Annotated in this window: 17 protein-coding genes; 5 read left to right on the top strand and 12 right to left on the bottom strand. The window is 65.1% G+C overall.

Annotated features, from left to right (window positions below; genetic code table 11):
- Nucleotides 1–60: 60 nt before the first annotated feature.
- The 9 genes from ileS to radA all read right to left on the bottom strand — a co-directional run bounded on the left by ileS (nt 61) and on the right by radA (nt 11129).
- A complete protein-coding gene (gene ileS, locus BSL82_RS12580; protein WP_072597823.1) occupies nt 61–2910 on the bottom strand; it encodes an isoleucine--tRNA ligase in 2850 nt (949 codons plus the stop codon).
- A 26-nt stretch (nt 2911–2936) separates the two neighbouring features.
- Nucleotides 2937–3863 carry a bifunctional riboflavin kinase/FAD synthetase gene (locus tag BSL82_RS12575; RefSeq protein WP_072597822.1) on the bottom strand — a complete coding sequence of 309 codons (927 nt, stop codon included), beginning with the start codon at nt 3861–3863 and terminating at the stop codon, nt 2937–2939.
- A 43-nt stretch (nt 3864–3906) separates the two neighbouring features.
- A complete protein-coding gene (locus BSL82_RS12570; protein WP_072597821.1) occupies nt 3907–4401 on the bottom strand; it encodes a dihydrofolate reductase in 495 nt (164 codons plus the stop codon).
- On the bottom strand, nt 4402–5196 hold the full coding sequence (locus BSL82_RS12565) for a thymidylate synthase (protein WP_072597820.1): 795 nt from the start codon (nt 5194–5196) through the stop codon (nt 4402–4404). It lies immediately after the preceding gene.
- A 41-nt stretch (nt 5197–5237) separates the two neighbouring features.
- Complete coding sequence (locus BSL82_RS12560; RefSeq protein ID WP_072597819.1) at nt 5238–6530, bottom strand: dicarboxylate/amino acid:cation symporter; 1293 nt, start codon at nt 6528–6530, stop codon at nt 5238–5240.
- 660 nt (nt 6531–7190) lie between these two features.
- A complete protein-coding gene (locus BSL82_RS12545; RefSeq protein WP_072597817.1) occupies nt 7191–7496 on the bottom strand; it encodes a GIY-YIG nuclease family protein in 306 nt (101 codons plus the stop codon).
- Between the two features lie 129 nt (nt 7497–7625).
- Entirely contained in the window at nt 7626–9065 is a 1440-nt protein-coding gene (cysS, locus tag BSL82_RS12540; protein ID WP_072597816.1) for a cysteine--tRNA ligase, read from the bottom strand.
- A gap of 12 nt (nt 9066–9077) precedes the next feature.
- Nucleotides 9078–9746, bottom strand: a complete 669-nt coding sequence (locus BSL82_RS12535) for a CvpA family protein (protein ID WP_072597815.1) — start codon at nt 9744–9746, stop codon at nt 9078–9080.
- Nucleotides 9747–9755: 9 nt separating this feature from the next.
- Nucleotides 9756–11129 carry a DNA repair protein RadA gene (gene radA / locus BSL82_RS12530; protein ID WP_072597814.1) on the bottom strand — a complete coding sequence of 458 codons (1374 nt, stop codon included), beginning with the start codon at nt 11127–11129 and terminating at the stop codon, nt 9756–9758.
- An 89-nt stretch (nt 11130–11218) separates the two neighbouring features.
- On the opposite strand from radA, the gene BSL82_RS12525 reads away from it, so the two are divergent.
- Nucleotides 11219–13525: a patatin-like protein gene (locus BSL82_RS12525; protein WP_072597813.1), complete on the top strand. Its 2307-nt coding sequence runs from the start codon at nt 11219–11221 to the stop codon at nt 13523–13525.
- 13 nt (nt 13526–13538) lie between these two features.
- On the opposite strand, the gene BSL82_RS12520 is transcribed toward BSL82_RS12525, so the two are convergent.
- Nucleotides 13539–14039, bottom strand: a complete 501-nt coding sequence (locus tag BSL82_RS12520) for a hypothetical protein (RefSeq protein ID WP_226998458.1) — start codon at nt 14037–14039, stop codon at nt 13539–13541.
- 174 nt (nt 14040–14213) lie between these two features.
- Between BSL82_RS12520 and dnaN the strand changes: the two genes are divergently transcribed.
- Both dnaN and recF read left to right on the top strand, forming a co-directional pair.
- Nucleotides 14214–15344 carry a DNA polymerase III subunit beta gene (gene dnaN, locus BSL82_RS12515; protein ID WP_072597812.1) on the top strand — a complete coding sequence of 377 codons (1131 nt, stop codon included), beginning with the start codon at nt 14214–14216 and terminating at the stop codon, nt 15342–15344.
- A 97-nt stretch (nt 15345–15441) separates the two neighbouring features.
- A complete protein-coding gene (recF, locus tag BSL82_RS12510) occupies nt 15442–16536 on the top strand; it encodes a DNA replication/repair protein RecF (protein ID WP_072597811.1) in 1095 nt (364 codons plus the stop codon).
- Here the strand turns inward: recF and BSL82_RS21095 are convergent.
- Nucleotides 16508–17119: a PEPxxWA-CTERM sorting domain-containing protein gene (locus BSL82_RS21095; RefSeq protein ID WP_072597810.1), complete on the bottom strand. Its 612-nt coding sequence runs from the start codon at nt 17117–17119 to the stop codon at nt 16508–16510. The two genes, recF and BSL82_RS21095, sit on opposite strands and share 29 nt — an antisense overlap.
- 171 nt (nt 17120–17290) lie before the next feature.
- On the opposite strand from BSL82_RS21095, the gene gyrB reads away from it, so the two are divergent.
- Complete coding sequence (gyrB, locus tag BSL82_RS12500) at nt 17291–19765, top strand: DNA topoisomerase (ATP-hydrolyzing) subunit B (protein ID WP_158010883.1); 2475 nt, start codon at nt 17291–17293, stop codon at nt 19763–19765.
- Nucleotides 19766–19780: 15 nt separating this feature from the next.
- Here gyrB and ybaL read toward each other — a convergent pair whose 3' ends face one another.
- The gene (ybaL, locus tag BSL82_RS12495; RefSeq protein ID WP_072597809.1) at nt 19781–21418 is read right to left on the bottom strand and encodes a YbaL family putative K(+) efflux transporter; all 1638 of its coding nucleotides are present in this window, start codon (nt 21416–21418) and stop codon (nt 19781–19783) included.
- Between the two features lie 382 nt (nt 21419–21800).
- Here ybaL and BSL82_RS12490 point away from each other — a divergent pair, with 382 nt between their 5' ends.
- On the top strand, nt 21801–22619 hold the full coding sequence (locus tag BSL82_RS12490; protein WP_072597808.1) for a DUF2189 domain-containing protein: 819 nt from the start codon (nt 21801–21803) through the stop codon (nt 22617–22619).
- Nucleotides 22620–22628: the final 9 nt, after the last annotated feature.

Genomic DNA, 22628 nt, shown 5'->3' with positions numbered 1-22628 from the left:
ACCTTATTGCATCCCCTCCACATCATCCCGGCTTTCGCGGGCCTGCCGAACAAAACAAGGTCAACCATTTACGACCTCGTCGCAGCGCTGGCAAAGATCGCCATCTTGCCCGACCTCGGGCAGATGCCGCCAGCAGCGCCCGCATTTGTGGCGGGTCGTGCGCCGGATGGCGACATGCTCGCCGTCATCCGCCGATTGCTCTATCCGCGCTGTCGCCGTGATGAACAGCTCAGCGAAATCGACACCGCCCAGCACGTCGCCGGAAACGGCCGGCAGCGCGATGCTGACCTCGGCCTCAAGGCTGGAGCCGAGCGTCTTGTCGCGGCGGAAAGGCTCGATGGCAAGCGTGGCGATCTTGCGAAGATCGCGCAGGCTGGACCATTTCTCGTCAAGCGCTTCGTCCGTCCAGTCACCGATCTCCGGCCATTCCAGCAGGTGCACCGAGCCTTCATCATCGGGGAATCGGGTCTGCCAGACCTCCTCTGCCGTGAAGCAGAGGATGGGCGACGCCCAGCGGACGAGCGCGTGGAACAGCGTGTCCAGCACCGTGCGATAGGCCCGCCGCGTCTGCGAAGAAGGCGCGTCGCAATACAGACTGTCCTTGCGAATGTCGAAGAAGAAGGCCGACAGATCGTTGTTCGCGAAATCGGTGATCGCACGGATATAGCGGTTGAACTCGAACCCGTTCGCCGCATCGCGCAGTTCCGTGTCCAGCTCGGCCAGGAGGTGCAGCATATAGCGCTCAAGCTCGGGCATCTCGTTTACACCGAGACGCTCTGCATCGGTGAACCCGTCGAGCGCGCCCAGCAGATAGCGGAACGTGTTCCTGAGCTTGCGATAGGCATCGGTCGTGCCGGCCAGCACTTCCTTGCCGATCCGCACATCGTCGAAATAGTCGGTCGACGCCACCCACATGCGAAGAATGTCGGCCCCGCTTTCGCCCATCACCTTCAGCGGGTCGACGACGTTGCCCAGCGATTTGGACATTTTGCGGCCATGCCCGTCCAGCGCAAAGCCGTGCGTCAGCACCGCGTCATAGGGCGCGCGGCCGCGCGTGCCGCAGCTTTCCAGCAGCGACGACTGAAACCAGCCGCGATGCTGGTCCGACCCTTCCAGATAGAGGCTGGCGCGCACGCCCTCGCCATAGCGCGCCTCCACCACAAATGCGTGGGTCGAGCCGCTGTCGAACCAGACGTCGAGGATGTCGTTCACCACCTCATAGTCGGCCGCGTCATGGCCCGGCCCAAGCAGCGCCTGATGATCGGCTGTGAACCAGGCGTCCGCGCCGCCCTGGCGGAAAGCGTCGAGGATGCGGGCGTTGACGGCCGGATCGCGCAGATAGTTGCCGGTCTTGCGGTTGACATAAAGCGCGATCGGCACGCCCCATGCGCGCTGGCGCGAGATCACCCAGTCGGGCCGCCCTTCCACCATGGATAGGATGCGGTTCTTCGATCGTTCGGGCACCCAGCGGGTGTCGTCGATGGCGGTGAGGGCTGTGCTTCTCAAACTGCGCTCACCCTGAGCGCTCTGATCAAGCGGCCTGTCCATTCCGATGAACCACTGCGGCGTGCAGCGGAAGATGACCTTGGCCTTGGACCGCCAGCTATGCGGATAGCTGTGCCGGAACTCGCCGGCCGATAGCAGCGCGCCCGCTTCGCGCAGATCGGTGCAGATCGGCCCTTCCGGCGCATTCAGCTTCGGCGCGATGACCGATCCCTGCCCGCCCATCCACGCCCAGTCGGCGCGGTAGAAGCCGCCCGGTTCCACCGCGAACACGGGATCGATGCCGTGCGCCTTGCACAGCGTGAAATCGTCCTCACCATGGTCCGGGGCCATATGGACAAGCCCGGTGCCCGCATCGGTGGTGACGAAATCGCCGGGCAGGAACGGGCGCGGCCTGGCGAAAAACCCGCCGCGTTCATGCATCGGGTGGCGGGCAATGGCTCCGGCGAGGTCGGAGCCTTTCCCACGCCACTTTTCTTCAACTTTCGAAGTACCTGTGCGAGATGAGAAACTAGCGACAAGTTCCGACGCGATCAGAATTGTGCGGCCCACGGCCAACGGCGGTCGATCGCCATTTGGTCCGTAAGAGCCTATCCCCGCTTCGACGAAAAGAACGACATAATCAACGTCCGGCCCATAGGCCAACGCCTGGTTGACCGGGATCGTCCACGGCGTCGTCGTCCATATGACGGCATAGGCACCGACCAGTTCCGGCGCGTTCGGCGCTTCGACAATCTCGAACGCCACGTCGATCTGGGTGGAGGTGATGTCCTCATATTCCACCTCCGCCTCGGCGAGCGCGGTCTTTTCAACCGGCGACCACATGACCGGCTTCGATCCGCGATAAAGCTGTCCGCTCTCGGCGAACTTCAGCAGTTCGCCCGCGATCACGGCCTCGGCGTCATAGGTCATGGTGAGATAGGGGTTCGCCCAATCGCCCATCACGCCCAGCCGCTGGAACTGCTCCCTTTGGGTGCCCACCCATTTGTCGGCATATGCCCGGCATTCCGCGCGGAACTGGACTGGATCGACCTCGTCCTTGTTCAGCTTCTTCGCGCGATAGGCTTCCTCAACCTTCCATTCGATGGGTAGGCCGTGACAGTCCCAGCCGGGCACATAGGGCGCGTCCTTGCCCATCAGGCTCTGCGAACGCACGATCACGTCCTTCAGCACCTTGTTCATGGCATGGCCCATGTGGATGTCGCCATTGGCATAGGGCGGGCCGTCGTGAAGGATGAAGCGCTCGCGCCCGGCGCGCTCCTTGCGCAGCCTGTCGTACAGGCCGATCCGCGCCCAGCGTTCCAGAATGGCGGGTTCCTTCTGCGCAAGGCCCGCCTTCATCGGAAAGTCGGTCTTCGGCAGGAACACGGTGTTCCGGTAATCGGGCTTTTCAGGCGTATCGGTCATGCCCGCCGCGATTAAGGCCTGCTACCTCACCCGGCAAGCAGTTCCTTGGCCCGCGCGCAATCGGTCTTTATGTGTTCGGTCAGCGCCTCAAGCCCATCGAACTCCGCTTCGGGCCTCAGATAATGGTGCAGCTCGACTGCGATCTTCTGGCCGTAAAGGTCGCCGGAAAAATCGAACAGATGCACCTCCAGCAGTTCCTTCGGCGGATTGAACATCGGGCGTATGCCGATGTTCGCGGCCCCGTCGAACATCCGCCCGTCGGCCAGGCGGCAGCGCACCGCATAAACGCCATAGGCCGGGCGCGCATAGTCGCCCAGACTCACATTGGCGGTGGGAAAGCCGATGGTGCGGCCCAGCTTGTCGCCATGGCCGACCTCGCCCTCGATCGTGAAGGGCCGCGTCAAAAGCCGGGTGGCGGTCGCAATGTCGCCCGCCTTCAGCGCCGCGCGGATGCGGGAGGATGAAATCACGCCGCCGCCGTCGGCCAGCGCGGGCACGGCCTCCGCCTCGATCCCCATATCGGCGCAGAGCCTGTCGAGAAGGGCGATGTCGCCGCGCCTGTCGTGGCCGAAGGTGAAATCATGGCCCGTCACCACGCCGCCGACGCCAAGCCCGCTTGCCAGCCAGTCGGTGACGAACGCCGCGGGCGACGCTTCGGCAAGACCTTCGTCGAAGTGGAAGATGACGGCCGCGTCGATGCCGAACGCCTCCAGCAGCGCAAGCCGCTGGTCCATGTTCGTCAGCTCGAACGGCGGACCGGAGGGGTTGAAATATTGGGCGGGATGCGGGTCGAACGTGCCGATCAGGGCCGATACGCCCTGTCGGCGGGCAAGCTCTAGCGCGCGCCCAACCACGGCTTGATGGCCCTGATGGAATCCGTCGAAATTGCCCAGCGCAATCACGCCGCCGCGATGCTTGCCGACAATGTTCGCGCTGCCGTTCAGACGTTCCATGGGCGGGGTCTATAGGAACAGAGCGGCGGGAGAACAATCGCCGTCACGCGCCGCGTCTCGCCAGGGTGACGAAGCTGTAGCCGGGGCGGCCGTCCTCGGGCGCATGTGCCTCGCGCGCCGTTTCCCGCCACATCGCGGGGCTGAACGGCGGCATCACCGTATCGCCGGCGGCCTCGACCTGCACTTCGGTCAGTTCGATGCGGGTCGCGAGCGGCAGAAACAGCGCGAATATCTCCGCGCCGCCGATCACCGATATGGCCGGCACATCGCCTGCAAGCGCGATAGCGCTTTCGACATCCGCCGCCGTTTCGGCACCCTCGGCCCGCCAGCCGGGTTCGCGCGTCAGCACGATGTGCCGCCGTCCGGGCAGTGGTGCTGGAAAGCTGTCGAAGGTCTTGCGGCCCATGATCATCGCCGTGCCCATGGTCAGCGCCTTGAACCGTCGGAGATCGGCGGGCAGCCGCCACGGAAGCCCGCCCTCGCGGCCGATCACGCCATTGTCGGCGCGCGCGACGATGAAGACGATCTCAGGCGTCACCTAGACCGCCACCTCTCCGGCGATGTGCGGATGCGCTTCATAGCCGATGATCTCGAAATCCTCATATCGATAGGCGTCGATAGCGGGGGGGCGGCGTTTCAGTTCCAGCCGCGGCAGCGGCAGCGGTTCGCGCGTCAGTTGCAGCCGCACCTGCTCCATGTGGTTGCTGTAGATATGCGTGTCGCCGCCCGTCCAGATGAACTCGCCCGGTTCCAGATCGCATTGCTGCGCCAGCATGTGCAGCAGCAGCGCATAGCTCGCGATGTTGAAGGGCAGGCCAAGGAAGACGTCGCACGAACGCTGGTACAGCTGCAGGCTCAGCCTGCCCTCCATCACCGATGTCTGAAACAGGCAATGGCAGGGCGCGAGCGCCATCTGCGGCATGTCCGCGACGTTCCACGCGCTCACGATCTGGCGGCGCGAGGCGGGCCTTGCCCTGATTTCATCCACCAGCGCCTGGATCTGATCGACGCTGCCGCCGCCCGGCGTTTCCCAGCGCCGCCACTGCTTGCCGTAGACGGGGCCAAGCTCGCCGTCGCTGGCGGCCCATTCATCCCAGATGCGGACCTTGTTTTCCTGAAGATAGCGCACGTTGGTGTCGCCGTTCAGGAACCAGAGCAGCTCATGGATGATTGAGCGCAGGTGCAGCTTCTTGGTGGTGACGAGCGGAAAGCCGTCGGCCATGGAAAAGCGCATCTGATAGCCGAACACCGCGCGCGTGCCCACGCCCGTGCGGTCGTGCTGCTCGACGCCGTTCTCGAGGATGTGGCGGACAAGGTCGAGATACTGCTTCATAGCATAGGCTCTAGCATGGTTGGGGTGCAGGTCGAGAGCGCTCAGACGATGCCGTCGTCCGGGGTGTCCACCTCGCCGCGCGACACCACCACGGCCGCCGCCAGATCGCCCGTGACGTTCAGCGTCGTCCGGCACATGTCGAGGAAGCGGTCGACTCCGAGCACCAGCCCGATGCCTTCGGGCGGCACGCCGACCATGCCCAGGATCAAGGCGATCACCGGAAGCGATCCCGCGGGCACGCCCGCCGTGCCGATGCCGCCCAGTATGCAGATGAGAAGGACCGTCACCTGCTGCCCAAGGCCAAGCTCGACGCCGAAGAACTGGGCGAGGAACAGCACCGTGATCCCTTCGAATATGGCGGTGCCGTTCTGGTTGGCGGTCGCCCCGATGGTGAGGACGAAGCGCGCAACCTTGCGCGGCAGGCCCAGATTGTGCTCGGCCACGCGAAGCGCGGTGGGGAGCGTTGCGTTGGACGATGCGGTGGCGAACGCCATCACCATCGCCTCCTGGCTGCCCCGGAAGAAATTGACGGGCGACATGCGGCCGAGGAAGCGCACCGCCAGCGAATAGACCACGATCATGTGCAGGCTGAGCGCAAGCAGCACGACGCCCACATAGGCGCTCAGGCGGCCGATCAACTCCCAGCCGAAAAGTGCGGCGAGATTGAACATGAAGCAGGCGATGGCAAGGGGCGCGAGGCGGATGACAAGGCCGATCAGTCTCATCATCACCTCGAACAGGCCGCCGATCATCAATTGCAGCGTCCGCGTCTCGGGCGTGTCGACCATCACCAGCCCGATGCCGAAGAGGAGGGCGAAGAACATGACGGCAAGAATGTCGTTGCTGCCGGCAGCTCCTATGATGTTGGTCGGCACGATATTGAGCAGCGCATCCAGCCCGGTGGGCGCCTCGCGCGAGGTGGAGACGATCGCCTTCGCCCCGTCTCCCGCACTCGCAAGCATCGTCCGCGCGAACTCCGGGTCGATGCCGTCGCCCGGCCGCAGCAGATTGACGAGCGTCAGCGCGATCACCACGCCGATGCCGGATACAAGCACCGTATAGGCGAGCGTCTTCCAGCCGACGCGGCCCAGCGAGCCGATGTCCCCCATTTCCGCCACGCCGATGACCAAGGCAGAGAACAGCAGCGGCAGCACCAGCATGAACAGCAGCCGAAGGAAGATCTGCCCGATCGGCTGGGTGACATAGGTGGTGAGCGTCTCCACCCAGGGCGCGCCGGGTGCGGTGACATGGACGATCAGCCCCGCGACAAGCCCGACGGCAAAGCCGACCGCCATTTGCGTGTGGAGCGGAATCCTGCGACGCGTCGTCTTCATCGGGCCTCCCTCAGTTCGGCTCGAACCCCCACTCCGGCGCAAGATCGTTCCAGTCCGGTCCATCCTGTTCGATCAGGTCGATCTTCCAGCCCCGATGCCATAGCTTCAACTGTTTTTCTCGTTTTACCGCAGGTTGGCGTTCTATTTGCCGCCTTATCGTCGTCCTGAACTTGTTTCAGGACCCATGAACGCGGTGGGTAGCCGATATAATATCTGGGGGGCCCATGCCCGTCTGCCCAGATTCCCGCTCGCGGCGGCGGGCTTCACTCTCCCCTCGCAGCCGGGCGGCGCGTTCCGCATCCTCTCGAAGTATAGCTTTGCGCTTCGCCCTTCGTTTTGCCCGGCGCTTGCTTTCTTCGGCTTTGAGCGCTGCCCTTAGAGTGGCGCGCTTTGCTTCGATTTTGGCAACGGATCGCCGCTCCCTTGCGCTCAAGTCCTCGATCTTAGTCATTATCTCGTCGGGCGCGAGAATATCGTTTGTTTGTTGCGCGCGCGCTGGATCTCGCATTCTCAGCGAAACCTTGTCCCAGTTGAGTTTAGTCATGGATTGCCCTTCCGCACGTGACGGCTAGGGGTATCACGAAAACCTTTCAGATAGCGAAGCCCTCCGGCAGTGTTCATGGATGCTGAAACAAGTCCAGCATGACAAGTTCGGTGATGCTAGCGAAGAGACCGGAACCCCAGTTCAATCGCAAGGTCGCGCCACTCGGGATTGTCCCGCTCGATAAGGTTGATCTTCCAGTCGCGGTGCCAGCGTTTCAACTGTTTCTCGCGCGCAATGGCGAGGCTCATGTCGTCGAACATCTCGAAGTGGACGAGGTGATGAACCTCATATCGTTTCGTGAAGCCAACCAGCGTGCCCGTTCGGTGCTGGTACAGCCGCTGCATGAGGTTCGATGTCACGCCGATATAAAGCGTGCCGTGCTTGCCGCTGGCGAGGATGTAGACGGCGGGTTGGCGCTCCATTTGTCGGCTCATCGTCGTCCTGAACTTGTTTCAGGACCCATGAACGCCGTGGGATGAGAACCGGCAAACGCCGTGATCATGGATGCTGAAACAAGTTCAGCATGACGGAAAGGGGACGGACGCGGCGCGTCACGCCCGGCGCCAGCTTGTGCCTTCAGGGCCGTCCTCCAGCTCGATCCCTTGCGCCTTCAGCTCGTCGCGGATGCGGTCGGCCTCGGCAAAGTTCCTCGCCTTGCGCGCTTCATTGCGGGCGGCAATGGCGGCGCCGATGGCGCTGTCGTCGCCGTCGCCGTGGAACCATCGATTTGGGTCGCTTGTAAGCAAACCGACTAATTCAGCTGCTCTTACTAGATCTCGTCGATTATGTGCTACCGCAGCTGAATACATCTGCGCCTGTCCGGGCGAACATTTCTTTTTAGATTCAATGGTTTGTGCAAGGGATGAGCCCAGATCGTAGAGATATGCGATTGCTGCGGGCGTGTTCAAGTCATCACTGAGTGCCAGCTCAAATCCGATGTGGATTTCAGCATTGATCTCATCATCTCCCGCTAAGGGATCAAATAACTCCGCGTCCGAAGCAGAGTCCCGAAGCAGTCGGTAAAAGTAATCCAGCGTCGCCTTCGATTGCTCCAGCAGCGCATCATTCCAGTCCAGCGGCTGGCGGTAATGGGCGGAAAGCAGGGCCAGCCGCAGCGTTTCGCCCTTGTGGCCGGCCGCCAGCAGATCGGCGACGGTGACGACGTTGCCGAGCGACTTCGACATCTTCTCGGTGTCCATCGAGACAAAGCCGTTGTGCATCCAGTAGCGGGCGAGCGGCGCGCCATGGTGGGCGCAGCGGCTCTGCGCGATCTCGTTCTCATGGTGCGGGAAGATCAGGTCCTGCCCGCCCGCGTGGATGTCGATCGTCTCGCCCAGATGCTTCTCGATCATCGCCGAGCATTCGATATGCCAGCCCGGCCGCCCGCGTCCCCAGGGCGACTCCCAGCCGGGAAGATCGTCCGGCGACGGCTTCCACAGCACGAAATCCGCCGCGTCGCGCTTGAACGGGGCAATTTCCACCCGCGCGCCCGCCTGCATCGCCTCGCGCGTGCGGCGCGAAAGCTGGCCATAGTCGGGGTCCGACGGCACATGGAACAGCACATGGCCCTCGGCCGCATAGGCATGGCCGCTCTCGATCAGCCGCGCGATCATGGCGATCATCTCGTCAATGTGCGCGGTGGCGCGCGGCGCGACATCGGGCGGCGCGACGCCAAGCGCCGCCATGTCGTCCAGATAATGCTTTTCATAGCGCGCCGTCACGACCGAGATGTCGACGCCCTCGGCGGCGGCGGCGGCGTTGATCTTGTCGTCCACGTCGGTGACGTTGCGCGCATAGACCAGCGCATCCTCGCCATATCGGTGCCTCAGCAGCCGGGCGAGCACGTCGAACACCACGGCGGGCCTTGCATTGCCGATATGCGCGCGATTGTAGACGGTCGGCCCGCACACATACATGGTCACGCGCGAAGGATCGGCAGGCTCGAAGGCCCGCTTCTCGCGCGCCATTGTGTCGTAGAGGCGAATCGTCATGCGCGGCCTATATCAGGTGTCGAGCGCGTTGGCGGCATCCAGCAGCTCTTCCAGCCGCTGCCGCTCGCCGGGCGTATAGCCCCGGTCTTCCTTGCTGCGGTCCGGCGATGTGCGCGGTTTTTTCTCCGGGCGCTTCTCCTCCTTGGCGGGAGAATCATCGTCCGTCCGCGCGGCTTCCCGCCGTTCCTCGACGAAATCGACGATCAGCCGCGAACTGATCTTCAGCAGCGGCGAGGTGCGGCTGGCCTCCAGCCATTCGGGCGGATCGTCGCTGCCCCAAAGCATTTCATGGCCGAGATGCGCGGCGAGAAACAGCAGGCTCGCGCCGATCAGGCCTTTCAGCGCCCCGAAACCACCCCCCAGCAGCCGGTCGATCGGCCCGACCACAGACTGGCGCGTCCGGCTGCCGAGCTGGTTGGCGATGATGCGAAAGACGATGAACGCGCCGAAGAACAGCCCGGCGAAAGCCAGAACCGCCCCACCCGCTTCGGTGCCCGTGGCTTCGGCGGCCCATGCGCTTGCGGGCGTGTAGAACAGGCGCAGCGCCATGACGGCGGCGACCCATGCCATCAGCGACAGCACTTCGGTGACGAAGCCCCGGACCACGCCGAAGACGATGCCGCCGCCCACCAGCAGCAGCACGATGATATCCATTGCGGTCAGCGATCCGGCGTCGGTCATCGCCTGCTGCTAGCCGCGCCCCAGCAGATGGTCAACGAGCTGGCCCAGCGTGCGAAAGCGGGAGAGCGACAGGCCTTCCGCCTTCACCTCTCCGTTGGTGGGCATAAGGGCGCGTCCGAAGCCCAGCTTCGCCGCCTCCTTCAGCCGCAGCCCCGCATGGCCGACGGGTCGCAGTTCGCCCGACAGCGCCAGTTCGCCGAACGCCACGGCGTCTGTCGCCAGCGGCCTTTCGGCAAGGGCGGATACGAGCGCCGCCGCAACCGCCAGATCGGCCGCCGGATCGGAGACGCGAAGCCCGCCTGCGACGTTGAGATAGACCTCGCATGATGAAAAGCTCAGCCCGCAGCGCGCCTCAAGCACTGCAAGCACCATCGCCAGCCGTCCCGAATCCCAGCCGACGACCGCGCGCCTGGGGGTCGCGCCGCTTGCAAGCCGCACGACCAGCGCCTGTATTTCCACCAGCACCGGCCGGGTGCCTTCCAGCGCGGGGAAGACGACGGCCCCGGAGACCGCCTCGTCGCGATGGGTGAGGAAAAGCGAGGAAGGATTGGAGACTTCGGTCAGCCCTTCGGCCGCCATCGCGAAGACGCCGATCTCGTCGGTGCCGCCGAAACGGTTCTTCACCGCCCGCAGCACGCGATACTGGTGGCTGCGCTCGCCCTCGAAATAGAGAACGGTGTCGACCATGTGCTCCAGCACGCGCGGGCCTGCGATCTGTCCGTCCTTGGTGACATGGCCGACCAGCACCAGCGCTGTGCCCGTTTCCTTGGCATAGCGGATCAGCTCCTGAGCGGCGGCGCGCACCTGCGACACGGTGCCCGGCGCGCCTTCCAGCAGATCGGAATGCATGGTCTGGATCGAATCGATGATGAGCAGCGCGGGTGCCGCGCCGTCGCCGAGCGTCGTCAATATGTCGCGCACCGAAGTCGCCGCCGCAAGCCGCACCGGCGCATTGCCCAGCCCAAGCCTGTGGGCGCGCAGCCGCACCTGGTCGGCCGCTTCCTCGCCCGAGACATAGACCACGGCCGGTCCCGCACGCGCGATCAGCCCTGCGGCCTGCAGCAGCAGGGTCGATTTGCCGATGCCCGGATCGCCGCCGATCAGCGTCGCCGAACCGGCCACCAGCCCTCCGCCAAGCGCGCGGTCAAGCTCGCCTATGCCGGTGGAAAGCCGTTTTGGAAGGGCCGTCTCGACGTTCAGCGCCTCTAGGGAAAGCCTGCGGCCGCCCTTTTGCAGATGATGCTTTTGGGCAAAGGGTGAGGCTGCGGGGGCGCTCTCCTCCACCATCGTGTTCCATGATCCGCAATCGGCGCACTGTCCCTGCCATTTGGAACTGGCCGCACCGCAGGACTGGCAGACATAGGTCTTCAACAGCTTTGCCATGGGGCGTCTTATAGCGAAGAACGTATGGGGAACAAGCGCCGCCCGATATTTCTCGCATCCGCGCTGCCGCGCGGCTATGCTGCCGGGCAATGCGCACCAAGGAAGTCAGGCTGGCGCTGATCTGCTATGGCGGGGTCAGCCTTGCGGTCTACATGCACGGTATCGTCAAGGAGATTTGGAAGCTCCTCCAGGCGAGCCAGGCGGCGCACGCCTCCGAAGCCGTCGCCGAACTGACCGACACCGCCGCCGTCTATGCCGCCCTGCTGGAGGAGGTTGCCCCCAATCTCCGGCTGCGCGTGCTGAGCGACATCATCGCCGGAGCATCTGCTGGAGGCATCAACGGCATTTTCCTCGCCCATGCGATCACGACCGGCGCGGACATGGAGCCGTTGCGCGATCTGTGGCTGAACAACGCCGACATCGAGACGCTGCTGGACCCGGAGGCGCGGCCGGCGACGGCGCTGACGAAGCTCTGGGCCACGCCCATCGCCTGGGCGGCGGGGCGGCGGCGGGACGAAACCGTCGACACGCTGGTGGAGCCGGCGGCGCGCGAGGAGGTGCGGGCAAAGCTTTCGCGCTTCATCCGCTCGCGTTGGTTCGAGCCGCCATTTGGCGGCGAGGTGTTCACCGGCCTGCTGCTCGAAGCCTTTCTTGCGATGGAAAAGGGCAAGCGCGGCCCCCGACTGATTCCGGACGAACAGCCGCTGGACCTGTTCGTCACCGTCACCGATCTGGCCGGGCACCCTGAACAGCTGTCGCTCAATTCCCCGCCCCGGGTGATGGAGACCGAGCACCGGCTGGTCATTTCCTTTTCGGGCTATGGCGATCAGGCCCGGCCGCTGGGCGACATCCCGGGGCTGCTGTTCGCGGCGCGGGCGACGTCCAGCTTTCCCGGAGCCTTTCCGCCCTTTCAGGTGAAGGAGCTGGACCGGGTGCTGGCGGCCGCCGGGATAAAATGGCCGGGGCGCGACGCCTTCCTCCAGCGTGTGTTTCCGCGCCGCAAGGCGGCGGGGCTTACGGCCGAGGACGCTTCGCTGATCGACGGATCGGTTCTCGCCAATGCTCCGTTCCGCCCCGCGATCGGCGCGCTGCGCAATCGCCCCGCGCACCGCGAGGTGGACCGCCGCTTTGTCTACATCGACCCGAAGCCGGGCCGCCGCTCCGTATCGCTGGGGAGCCGCGACGGCCAGCCGGGCTTTTTCACCACCATATTGAAGGCGCTGTCCGACCTGCCGCGCGAACAGCCGATCCGCGACAATCTGGAGGCGATCGAAGGCATGTCCCGCCGCATCCGCGAAATGCGCAGGATCGTGGTGGGTATGCAGCCCGAGGTGGACGCGGCGATCGAGCGCGAGCTGGGCGGCACCTTCTTCATCGACCGGCCCACGCCGCAACGGCTGGCGAACTGGCGCTCAAAGGCGCAGTCCGCAGCCGCGCGCGAGGCGGGCTTTGCCTATTCCGCCTATGGCCATCAAAAGCTGTCGGGCATTCTGGACGAGCTGGCGAACGCGCTGCTGCTGGGCGCGGGCGAGGACGTGCGGCCCAATATGGAGCGCGTGAGGACGATCCTGTGGCTGTGGGCGCGCGACCGCAGGCTCGATCACATTGCCGACAGCCGCTCGGGCGCGACGGCCGAAGCGGTCGATTTCTTCCGCCGTTATGACGTCGGCTTCAGGATCAGGCGGCTGCGGTTGCTCGCCCGGCGTCTGGTCGAGATGGCCGAAGCGCCGGAAGCCGATCTCTCCGCCATCGATACCGCGCGCGCTGCCGTTTACGACAGCCTTGCGCCCTTTCTGGAGCTGCGGCGGCCGGATGCGCTTTCGGAACGGCTGACCGAGGTCAGGCTCGACACGTCCGAAGCGGTTGCATTGGCGCTTGAACGGGCGGCCGAGGTGTTCGACCTGCGCGAGCTTGACGCCGCCGCCGACGAGCGTCTGTCGGAGGCCTTCCACGCCTTTCAGGACAAGGCGGACAGGCGGCAGCTGCTTCACGCCTATCTGGGTTTTCCCTTTTACGACCTGGCCACCTTGCCACTGCTCCAGGGCGAGGGACTGGACGAGTTCGACCCGGTGAAGGTCGACAGGATCGCTCCCGATGACGCCGCGACCATTCGCGGCGGCGGCGCGGAGGCGACGCTCAAGGGCATTCAGTTCAACAGCTTCGGCGCGTTCTTCAGCCGCACCTATCGCGAGAACGACTATCTGTGGGGCAGGCTGCACGGCGCGGAGCGGCTGATCGACATCCTCGTCTCCACCCTGCCGCAAAAGCTGGCCCTGCCGCCCGACCGGGTGCTTGCCTTCAAGCGGCGGGCCTTCCGCGCCATATTGGCGGCCGAGCGGCCGCACCTGACCAGCATCGGCGAACTGCTCGACAGCCTGGAACGGGAGATCGGCTGAACCCGGCCTGCCTTCAACCGCGCGCGCAGGCGAGCCGCGCGGCGTCGATCGCGGTTGCCGCGCCATCCAGCAGATAACCGTCGCGGATCGCGGTTCCATCCCGCGCGACGCCGCTGACGGTAGCCCGGCGGCTTTCCCGCAGGGCGGCCAGAATGGCGCTGTCCGTCGCCGCGTCCGGAGCCCAGGCTTCGGCTCCCGCCGATACCAGCCCGAAGCGCGCATTGCCCACCGTCAGCCGCAGCGGCTTGCCGGGCCTGCGCGGCTTCGACAGGCGAAAATGCACTTGGCTGCTGATCTTCTTGTCCGGCCAGTGGCTGATCGAGAAATATGGCCGCCATTGCGGATCTGTCGGGGAGATCGCCCTGTCAGGCTCGCTGATCGCAAAGCACCGCCGGGGCTTGTCGTCGCTAAAGGCGGCCCATGCGCCATGCACGCCGAGCGCGTCGCGCGCCTCGGCCGCCGTCGCCGGATGGCAGGCCGCCACAACCCCCCCGGCAAGCATCAGAACCCGCATCCAGCCCATGCCGTCTTGTGCGGCGGATGCGGCGCTGGCGCAACATCCCCTTCGTTCAAAAGATGGGGCCGGAGCGCATGTGCCTGCCCTTTTCCTGCGCTTACCCACTGGCGGGCGGCGCGAAGGCCGCTATAGTCGCGCCGAAGACTTCTCTTGTGGGGCAAGAAGACGGAAATGAAGGCAACGATCGAGCGGGCGACTTTGCTCAAGAGCCTGGGCCATGTGCAGTCCGTGGTTGAACGCAGGAACACCATCCCGATCCTGTCGAACGTGCTGATCGAAGCCAGCGGCGATCCGGTGTCCGGCGCAAGCGGGCTGAGGCTGATGGCGACCGATCTCGATCTCCAGATCGTGGAGTCGGCCACGGCCCATGTCGATCAGCCGGGCGCGACCACGGTTTCCGCCCACACGCTGTTCGACATCGTCCGCAAGCTGCCGGAAGGCGCGCAGGTGGAACTGACCGTGGCCGAGGGCAAGATGACGGTGGTCGCGGGGCGCGCGCGCTTCAACCTCGCAACGCTGCCGCGCGATGATTTTCCGGTGATCGCGGAAGGGGAGCTGCCCACCCACTTCACCCTGCCGGTGGCGGTGCTGCGCCAGATCATCGACAAGACGCGCTTTGCGATTTCCAGCGAGGAAACGCGCTATTATCTGAACGGCATCTTCGTGCACGTGTCGGAAGAAGGGGGACAGCCGGTCCTGAGGGCGGCCGCCACCGATGGTCACCGCCTCGCCCGCGTCACCGTGCCGCAGCCGCAGGGCGCGGCCGGAATGCCCGACGTCATCGTGCCGCGCAAATGCGTGGCCGAACTGAGGAAGCTGGTGGACGAGGCGGACGGCGACGTCGAAATCTCCCTTTCATCGTCGAAGATCCGGTTCTCGCTTGGCGGCGCGGTGCTGACCTCGAAGCTGATCGACGGCACCTTCCCCGATTATTCGCGCGTCATCCCCACCGCGAACGACCGGCTGCTCAGGATCGATTCGAAAAGCCTGTCGAACGGCGTCGATCGCGTGTCGACCATCGCCAGCGAAAAGACGCGGGCGGTGAAGCTGGCGCTGGATCGCGACAAGGTGACGCTGTCGGTGACGTCGCCCGAAAACGGCCGCGCGGAGGAAGAGGTCGCCGCCGTCTATGCGTCCGAGCCGTTCGAGATCGGCTTCAACGCCCGTTATCTGATGGACATATTGGGCCAGATCGAAAGCGAGGAGGTGGAAGTCCACCTTGCCGATGCGGCCGCGCCGACGCTGATCCGCGAAGGCGAGAAAAGCCCGGCGCTCTATGTGCTTATGCCGATGCGGGTGTGATTCGGCCGCTCTCGCTGCGGCCGGTTCCGGCTGGCGCTCGCGCTGACTGAAGCGCTGCCGGGGTTTTCCTCAGCCGATTTCGTGTAGGAAGGCGGCGATGGTTCATGTCGCCCGCCTCTCGCTTTCCAATTTCCGGTCCTATGCCGATGCGGTGATCGTGCCGGGCGCGGGCCTGAACGTGCTCACCGGAGAGAACGGCGCGGGCAAGACCAATGTGCTGGAGGCGGTTTCGCTCCTTGCGCCCGGTCGCGGCCTTCGCCAGGCGACGCTTGGCGAAATGGCCCGGTCGCCCGGCCCCGGCGGATTCGCGGTGGCGGCCTCGCTTGCGGCGGAAGGCGGCACAGTGGAGATCGGCACCGGCACCTCAGCCGGCGCGGCGGAGCGCCGCCAGCTTCGCATCAACGGTGCGGCGGCCGCGCTGACCTCGCTTGGCGAATGGCTTTCGGTGCTGTGGCTGACGCCCGCCATGGACCGGCTGTTCACCGAGGGGGCGTCCGCCCGCCGCCGTTTCCTGGACCGGCTGACGCTTGCGCTGGAGCCCGGCCATGCGACGCACAGCGCGCGCTATGAGGCCGCAATGCGCGCGCGAAATCGCCTTCTCGCAGGCGACGAGCCCGCCGATGCGGCATGGCTGTCGGCGCTTGAGGCGCAGATGGCCGAACATGGCGCTACGGTTGCGGCCGCGCGCGAACGCACCGTCAGCGCGCTCGCTGTCCGGCTCGCCGATCAGCCCGAGGGCCCCTTCGCCCGCGCCGGCGTGGCGCTTGCCGGATGGCGGCCCGACACGGACGACATGGAAATGGCGCTCAAAAGGGCGCTTGCGGCGTCGCGTCCCGCCGATATCGCCGCCGGGCGCACCACCATAGGCCCGCACCGCACCGATCTGGACGTCACGCATCTGGACAAGGATCAGCCGGCCGCCCGCTGCTCCACGGGTGAACAGAAGGCGCTGCTGCTCGGGATGGTGCTGGCGCACGCCGATCTCGTAGCCGAGCTGGCCGGGCGTCGCCCCGTGCTGCTGCTGGACGAAGTGGCCGCCCATCTGGACCCGCGCCGTCGCTCCGCCCTGTTCGAAAGGCTGGCCGCCGGTGGCGGGCAGGTGTGGATGACGGGGACCGAGGCGGCGTTGTTCGAAGCCGCCCCGGATGCCCGGGCCTGGGCGGTCAGCGGCGGCCGGATAGAAGCTGGCTGAAGGGCCGCCGCGCCCGGCGGCGGAGCGCAAGCCCGGTCATTCCGAAGCCCGCGATCATCATCGCCCAGCTCGCCGGTTCCGGAATGGCGGCGGCGGGCGGCGCGATGGACTGCACCGACACATCGTCCAGATAGTAAAAGGACGGATCGTGCCTGAAGCTGAACACCAGCGTCGTCAGATCGGACACCGCGGTTCCGGTGAACGACAATCTCGTCCACGGCATTGCGAGCGCATCGACATAGCTGATCTGCGCCGCCCCGCCGCCGAAGAACACGTCGAAGCTGTTCGTGCCCGCACCGCTGTTCTGGAGGTAGAAGGACACGTCATAGCTTTGCCCCGCGACGGTGTTCAGCACCTGGCTGATCGATGCGGTGGCTCCGACCGGCCCGAAATAGGCGGCGTTTGCGCCGCTGTTCACCATGCCGCCGCCGACGCCCGCATAATCGGCGCTGCCGCTCAGCAGCCAGCCGGTGAAATCGCTTTCAAAGCCACCGTTGGTGACAAGTTCGTTCGCGCTCGCGGGCGTTGCGGTCACCAGCAGGGCGGCCGTCGCTGCAATCCAGGCGCTTAATGGACGCGTCATATCAAAAACCCCGAAAAGGAATGTTCGACCCCGGGGCTGGTAATAATGGTTAACTCATAGCAAATGGTTAATTTTAAGGGATTTTCGCCCTTTGTTCCATTGTGGAACACCGACTCTGCCGCACGGCGGGCGATGCTTCTAATGCTTTGGTTTTGGTGAACGTCCGGCTATATGCTGGGCATGGCAAGCGAAGCACCCCAGAACAACGATTATGGCGCCGATTCCATCAAGGTCCTGAAGGGCCTGGATGCCGTGCGCAAACGCCCCGGCATGTACATCGGCGACACCGACGACGGATCGGGCCTCCACCATATGGTGTTCGAGGTTTCCGACAACGCCATCGACGAGGCGCTGGCCGGGCATTGCGACCGCATCCTCATCATCCTCAACCCCGATGGGTCGGTGACGGTCGAGGACAACGGGCGCGGCATTCCTACCGGCATCCACGCCGGGGAAGGCGTGTCGGCGGCCGAAGTCATCATGACCCAGCTCCACGCGGGCGGTAAGTTCGAGAACACGTCCGACAGCAACGCCTACAAGGTGTCGGGCGGCCTCCACGGCGTTGGCGTCTCGGTGGTGAACGCGCTGTCCGACTGGCTGGACCTGCGCATCTGGCGCGACGGCGAGGAGCATTACATGCGCTTCCGCCGGGGCGACGCCGAAGCGCCGCTGAAGGTGGTCGGCCCTGCAAACGACAAGCGCGGCACGCAGGTGACGTTCTTTCCCAGTCCCGCCACCTTCAAGATCACCGAGTTCGATTTCGAAAAGCTGGAGCACCGCTATCGCGAGCTGGCGTTCCTCAATTCGGGCGTGCGGCTGTTCCTGATCGACGCGCGCCACGCCGAGCGGAAGGAAGTGGAGCTGTACTACGAGGGCGGCATCGCGGCCTTCGTGAAATACCTCGACCGCGCCAAGACGCCGCTGATGCCGGAGCCGGTCGCCATTCACGGTCACCGCGACGAGGTGGGCATCGATGTCGCGCTGGAATGGAACGACAGCTATTACGAGCAGGTCCTCTGCTTCACCAACAACATCCCGCAGCGCGACGGCGGCACCCATCTGGCGGCCTTTCGCGCGGCGCTGACCCGCACGCTCAACAACTATGCCGAAAAATCGGGGGCGTTGAAGAAGGAAAAGGTTTCCCTCACCGGCGACGACATGCGCGAAGGGCTGACCGCCATCGTCTCGGTCAAGCTGCCCGACCCCAAGTTCAGCAGCCAGACCAAGGACAAGCTGGTATCCTCGGAGGTGCGCCAGCCGCTGGAAAGCCTGATGGCGGACAAGCTTGCCGAATGGCTTGAGGAAAACCCGGGCCACGCGCGTTCGATCATCCACAAGGTGATCGACGCCGCCGCCGCGCGCGAAGCCGCCCGCAAGGCGCGCGAACTGACCCGGCGCAAGGGCGTGATGGACATCGCCTCCCTGCCGGGCAAGCTCGCCGATTGCCAGGAGCGCGATCCCAGCAAGTGCGAGCTTTTCCTGGTGGAGGGCGATTCCGCAGGCGGTTCCGCCAAGCAGGGCCGCGACCGCAAGACGCAGGCGATCCTGCCGCTGAAGGGCAAGATCCTGAACGTGGAGCGTGCCCGGTTCGACCGGATGCTGTCATCCAAGGAAATCGGGACGCTGATCCAGGCGCTTGGCACCGGAATCGGCCGGGACGATTTCAACCTGGAAAAGCTGCGCTATCACAAGGTCATCATCATGACCGACGCCGACGTCGACGGGGCGCATATCCGCACGCTGCTGCTGACCTTCTTTTACCGGCAGATGCCCGAGCTGATCCGCGCGGGCCATATCTATATCGCGCAGCCGCCGCTCTACAAGGTCGCGCGCGGGCGATCGGAGGTCTATCTCAAGGACAATGCCGCGCTGGACCAGTATCTGGTGGATGCGGGCATCGGCGGGCTGGTGCTGGAGACGGCCGAGGGCAGCCGGTCGGGCGCGGATCTGCGCACGCTTGTCGATCATGCGCGCCGCTTCCGCACGCTGATGACCTATGCGCCGCGCCGCTATGACGCGCGGCTGCTGGAAGCGCTGGCGCTGACCGGCGGGCTCGATCCCGCGATCACGGCCGAGGACGCGCGCCGCGCCGCCGCCGAACGGCTTGTGGCATGGTTTGGCGATGCTGCGGACTGGCAGATCGAATCAGTCGCGGACGGCTATCATTTCAGCCGCGCCGACCGGGGCGTGACCGATCATTATGTGGTCGATCTGCCGTTCCTCGCTTCGGCCGAGGCGCGCAAGCTCCATGGTCTGGCGGCCGAGGAAGCCGCAAGCTACGCCCGGCCGTCGCGGCTGGTCACAGTCAAGCAGGCGGCGGCCAGGGAAGACGAGGACGGCGAGGGCCAGCCGCCGCAGCAGTCTGCCGGACGCACGATTCGGCTTCCGTCGGAACTGCTGGAGGCGATTTTCGAGGCAGGGCGCAAGGGCTTGTCGATCCAGCGCTACAAGGGACTGGGCGAAATGAACGCCGAGCAGCTTTGGGAAACCACGCTCGATCAGTCGAACCGCTCGATGCTGCAGGTGGAGATCGGTCAGGCCGATCTCGCGGACGAGATTTTCACCAAGCTGATGGGCGATGTGGTGGAGCCGCGCCGCGAGTTCATTCAGGAAAATGCGCTGTCGGTCGCCAATCTCGACGTCTAGCCAGATCGCGCCGTCTCAACGCGCGCCGAGATAGCTGACCATCTTCGTTGCGATCTCGCGCTCGCCCATGATGACGTTGTGCGCGCCCAGCCGGTTCAGGTGTTCCACCTCTTCCTCCGAGTGAGCGCGCGCGACGATGGTCAGGTCCGGATGGCTGGCGCGCGCCTTCTGCACGATCTGTCCCGCGTCATATCCTTCGGGTATCGCGACAAGCAGCTTGGCGGCGGTCGCAAGCCTCGCCGATTGCAGGACCTTGTCGTCGACGGCGTTGCCCACGATCACGTCCGCGCCGTCGTTGCGCGCAGCATCGGCAAAGTCGCCGCGTTCCTCGATCACGGTGAACGGACGTCCGCGCGCCTTCAGTTCCGCGCCGACAAGGCTCCCGACGCGGCCGTAGCCCACCAGCACGATCCGGGGATTGGGCGCCTCTTCCGCCGAAGACGCCGGAGCGGGCGCTTCGGATAGTCCTCCGGCCTCCTTCCTTTCCCTTTCGATCACCGAAACGATGAACGGGTGCAGCAGGATGGACAGGATCGCGCCGGCCAGAATCAGGTCGCGTCCATCCTCGGGCATCACGCCAAGCCCGACGCCAAGCCCGGCCAGAATGAAGGAGAACTCGCCGATCTGGGCGAGGCTTGCAGCGACGGTCAGCGCCGTGCGGTGCGGATGGGCGAAGAGGCGGACGATCGCATAGGCGGCAATCGACTTGCCCACCACGATGATGAGCACGGTGGTGAGCACCGACCATGGCCGTTCGATCAGGATCGTGGGGTTGAAGAGCATGCCCACCGAAACGAAGAACAGCACGGCGAATGCATCGCGCAGCGGCAGCGTCTCTTCGGCCGCGCGCTGGCTGAGGCGCGTCTCGCCAAGGATCATCCCGGCAAAGAAAGCGCCGAGCGCGAACGACACGTTGAAAAGCTTTGCAGCGCCGAAGGCGACGCCAAGGGCGATTGCCAGCACCGCGAGGCGAAACAGTTCGCGCGATCCGGTGTGCGCGACCCAGTGCAGCACCCAGGGGATCACCCGACGTCCGACAATCAGCACGAAGGCGATGAAGCCCGCCACCTTGCCTGCGGTCAGCAGGAACGGCCAGAGCAGGGCGGCAGGCGATCCGTCGCCATCGTTCGCCATTTGCGCGATGGCGGGCAGAAGCACCAGCGCAAGCACCATCACCAGGTCTTCCACGATCAGCCAGCCGGTGGCGATGCGTCCGCGCTCGGTCTCGATCAGGTTATGGGCCTGAAGCGCGCGCAGCAGAACCACGGTGCTCGCCACCGACAGCGACAGGCCGAAGAAGAATCCGGCGAGCATGCTCCAGTCCAGCACCCAGGCAAGACCCATGCCCATCAGCGTCGCCGCGGTGATCTGAACGATGGCCCCAGGCACCGCGATCTTGCGGACCGACAGGAGGTCGCGCAGCGAAAAGTGAAGGCCGACGCCGAACATCAGCAGGATGACGCCAAGCTCGGCCAGTTCCAGCGCCAGTTCGCGGTCCGCGACAAAGCCGGGGGTGAACGGGCCGACCGCAACACCGGCGAACAGATAGCCCGCGACCGGAGAGACGCGCAGCCGTTGCGCCAGCGCGCCGAAAATGAACGCCACGACCAGTCCCACGACGATGGTTCCGATCAATGGCGTTTCATGGTGCATGCGATGTTCCGGTTTAGAGAGCGCAAGCCAGCGGACGCCGCCTTGAGGTCCAACATCCGAAAAATTGCTGCGATGCGCAATGGCTTTGCCGAAAAAACGTCAGGAACCCGCCATTCGCGACGTCTCGATGGGCGATTGCGGCCTTGGCCGTCAGCGCATATAGTCGGAAAACCGGCCACTAAGGGCTTGCCGCAGCGCCTGTCCGTCAATGGGGCCGTTTGCGGCGTATGGTGCCTGCAAGATGATGGAAGCGCCGCAGGCGGTTTCGAGTGCCAATGCACGGCGGATTTGATTGCCGCGATCCAGCCCGTTCGTTCGAGGAAAGGCCGGCGCTTTGCGTAACAAGGGGCCTGTCGGCCCCATGGCAGAGGAGGCCGCCTGAATGACACCAGCACAACATGTCCAGCCCGCGCTCGCAAGCGCGCAGATACACATACGCGACATCACGGGAAGCGATCTGCGCGGCGCGTTGGCCGATGGATGGGACGACTTCAAGGACAAAAGGGGCGACATCATCATCATAGGCTTTGCCTATCCGGTGATCGGGCTGATGCTCGCCGTCCTGGCGCTTGGCTATTCGCTGCTGCCGGTGGTGTTTCCGCTGGCGGCGGGCATTTCCATCCTGGGTCCAGCGGTGGCGGCCGGCTTCTACGAGCTTGCCCGGCGTCGCGAGCGGGGCCTCGATTCAAGCTGGCGGCATTTTTTCGACGTGTTTTCGGGCCCCAGCTTTGTGCCGCTCGTCACGCTGACAGTGTTCCTCGCCGTGCTGTTCCTGCTGTGGCTGGGTGCGGCATGGACGATCTATCAGATGACGCTCGGGTCGCTCGACCCGCAGGGCATCGGCAGTTTCATGAGCCTGCTGTTCACCACGCCTGAAGGCTGGACGATGATCGTCGGGGGCAATCTGGTGGGCCTCGCCTTTGCGGCGCTGGTCCTCACCGTCAGCGCCATGTCCTTTCCGATGCTGGTCGACCGGCCGGTCGATGTCGGCACGGCGGTGGCGACATCGGTGCGCGCCGTCGCGCACAATCCGGTCAACATGCTGAAATGGGGATTGATCGTCGCGGTGCTTCTGCTTCTGGGCAGCATTCCCGTGTTCATCGGCCTTGCGGTCGTCCTTCCGTGGCTGGGCTACGCGACCTGGCATCTTTACACGCGGGTGGTGGAGATTGAGGGCGAGCCGCGCCGTCCGGCGGCCTGAAAAGACGCG

The organism is Tardibacter chloracetimidivorans (assembly GCF_001890385.1).
GTDB classification, from domain to species: domain Bacteria; phylum Pseudomonadota; class Alphaproteobacteria; order Sphingomonadales; family Sphingomonadaceae; genus Tardibacter; species Tardibacter chloracetimidivorans.
This window is presented reverse-complemented; position numbering and strand designations above follow the sequence as displayed.

What these genes read in the sequence shown, in the direction of transcription:
- dnaN (WP_072597812.1), top strand. Translation starts at nt 14,214, where the DNA reads ATGAAGGCAACGATCGAGCGGGCGACTTTGCTCAAGAGCCTGGGCCAT.
- gyrB (WP_158010883.1), top strand. Translation starts at nt 17,291, where the DNA reads ATGCTGGGCATGGCAAGCGAAGCACCCCAGAACAACGATTATGGCGCC.
- BSL82_RS12520 (WP_226998458.1), bottom strand. Translation starts at nt 14,039, where the DNA reads ATGCGGGTTCTGATGCTTGCCGGGGGGGTTGTGGCGGCCTGCCATCCG.
- BSL82_RS12545 (WP_072597817.1), bottom strand. Translation starts at nt 7,496, where the DNA reads ATGGAGCGCCAACCCGCCGTCTACATCCTCGCCAGCGGCAAGCACGGC.
- BSL82_RS12490 (WP_072597808.1), top strand. Translation starts at nt 21,801, where the DNA reads ATGACACCAGCACAACATGTCCAGCCCGCGCTCGCAAGCGCGCAGATA.
- BSL82_RS12560 (WP_072597819.1), bottom strand. Translation starts at nt 6,530, where the DNA reads ATGAAGACGACGCGTCGCAGGATTCCGCTCCACACGCAAATGGCGGTC.
- radA (WP_072597814.1), bottom strand. Translation starts at nt 11,129, where the DNA reads ATGGCAAAGCTGTTGAAGACCTATGTCTGCCAGTCCTGCGGTGCGGCC.
- BSL82_RS12525 (WP_072597813.1), top strand. Translation starts at nt 11,219, where the DNA reads ATGCGCACCAAGGAAGTCAGGCTGGCGCTGATCTGCTATGGCGGGGTC.
- BSL82_RS12535 (WP_072597815.1), bottom strand. Translation starts at nt 9,746, where the DNA reads ATGACCGACGCCGGATCGCTGACCGCAATGGATATCATCGTGCTGCTG.
- BSL82_RS12575 (WP_072597822.1), bottom strand. Translation starts at nt 3,863, where the DNA reads ATGGAACGTCTGAACGGCAGCGCGAACATTGTCGGCAAGCATCGCGGC.
- BSL82_RS12565 (WP_072597820.1), bottom strand. Translation starts at nt 5,196, where the DNA reads ATGAAGCAGTATCTCGACCTTGTCCGCCACATCCTCGAGAACGGCGTC.
- recF (WP_072597811.1), top strand. Translation starts at nt 15,442, where the DNA reads ATGGTTCATGTCGCCCGCCTCTCGCTTTCCAATTTCCGGTCCTATGCC.
- cysS (WP_072597816.1), bottom strand. Translation starts at nt 9,065, where the DNA reads ATGACGATTCGCCTCTACGACACAATGGCGCGCGAGAAGCGGGCCTTC.
- ileS (WP_072597823.1), bottom strand. Translation starts at nt 2,910, where the DNA reads ATGACCGATACGCCTGAAAAGCCCGATTACCGGAACACCGTGTTCCTG.
- ybaL (WP_072597809.1), bottom strand. Translation starts at nt 21,418, where the DNA reads ATGCACCATGAAACGCCATTGATCGGAACCATCGTCGTGGGACTGGTC.
- BSL82_RS21095 (WP_072597810.1), bottom strand. Translation starts at nt 17,119, where the DNA reads ATGACGCGTCCATTAAGCGCCTGGATTGCAGCGACGGCCGCCCTGCTG.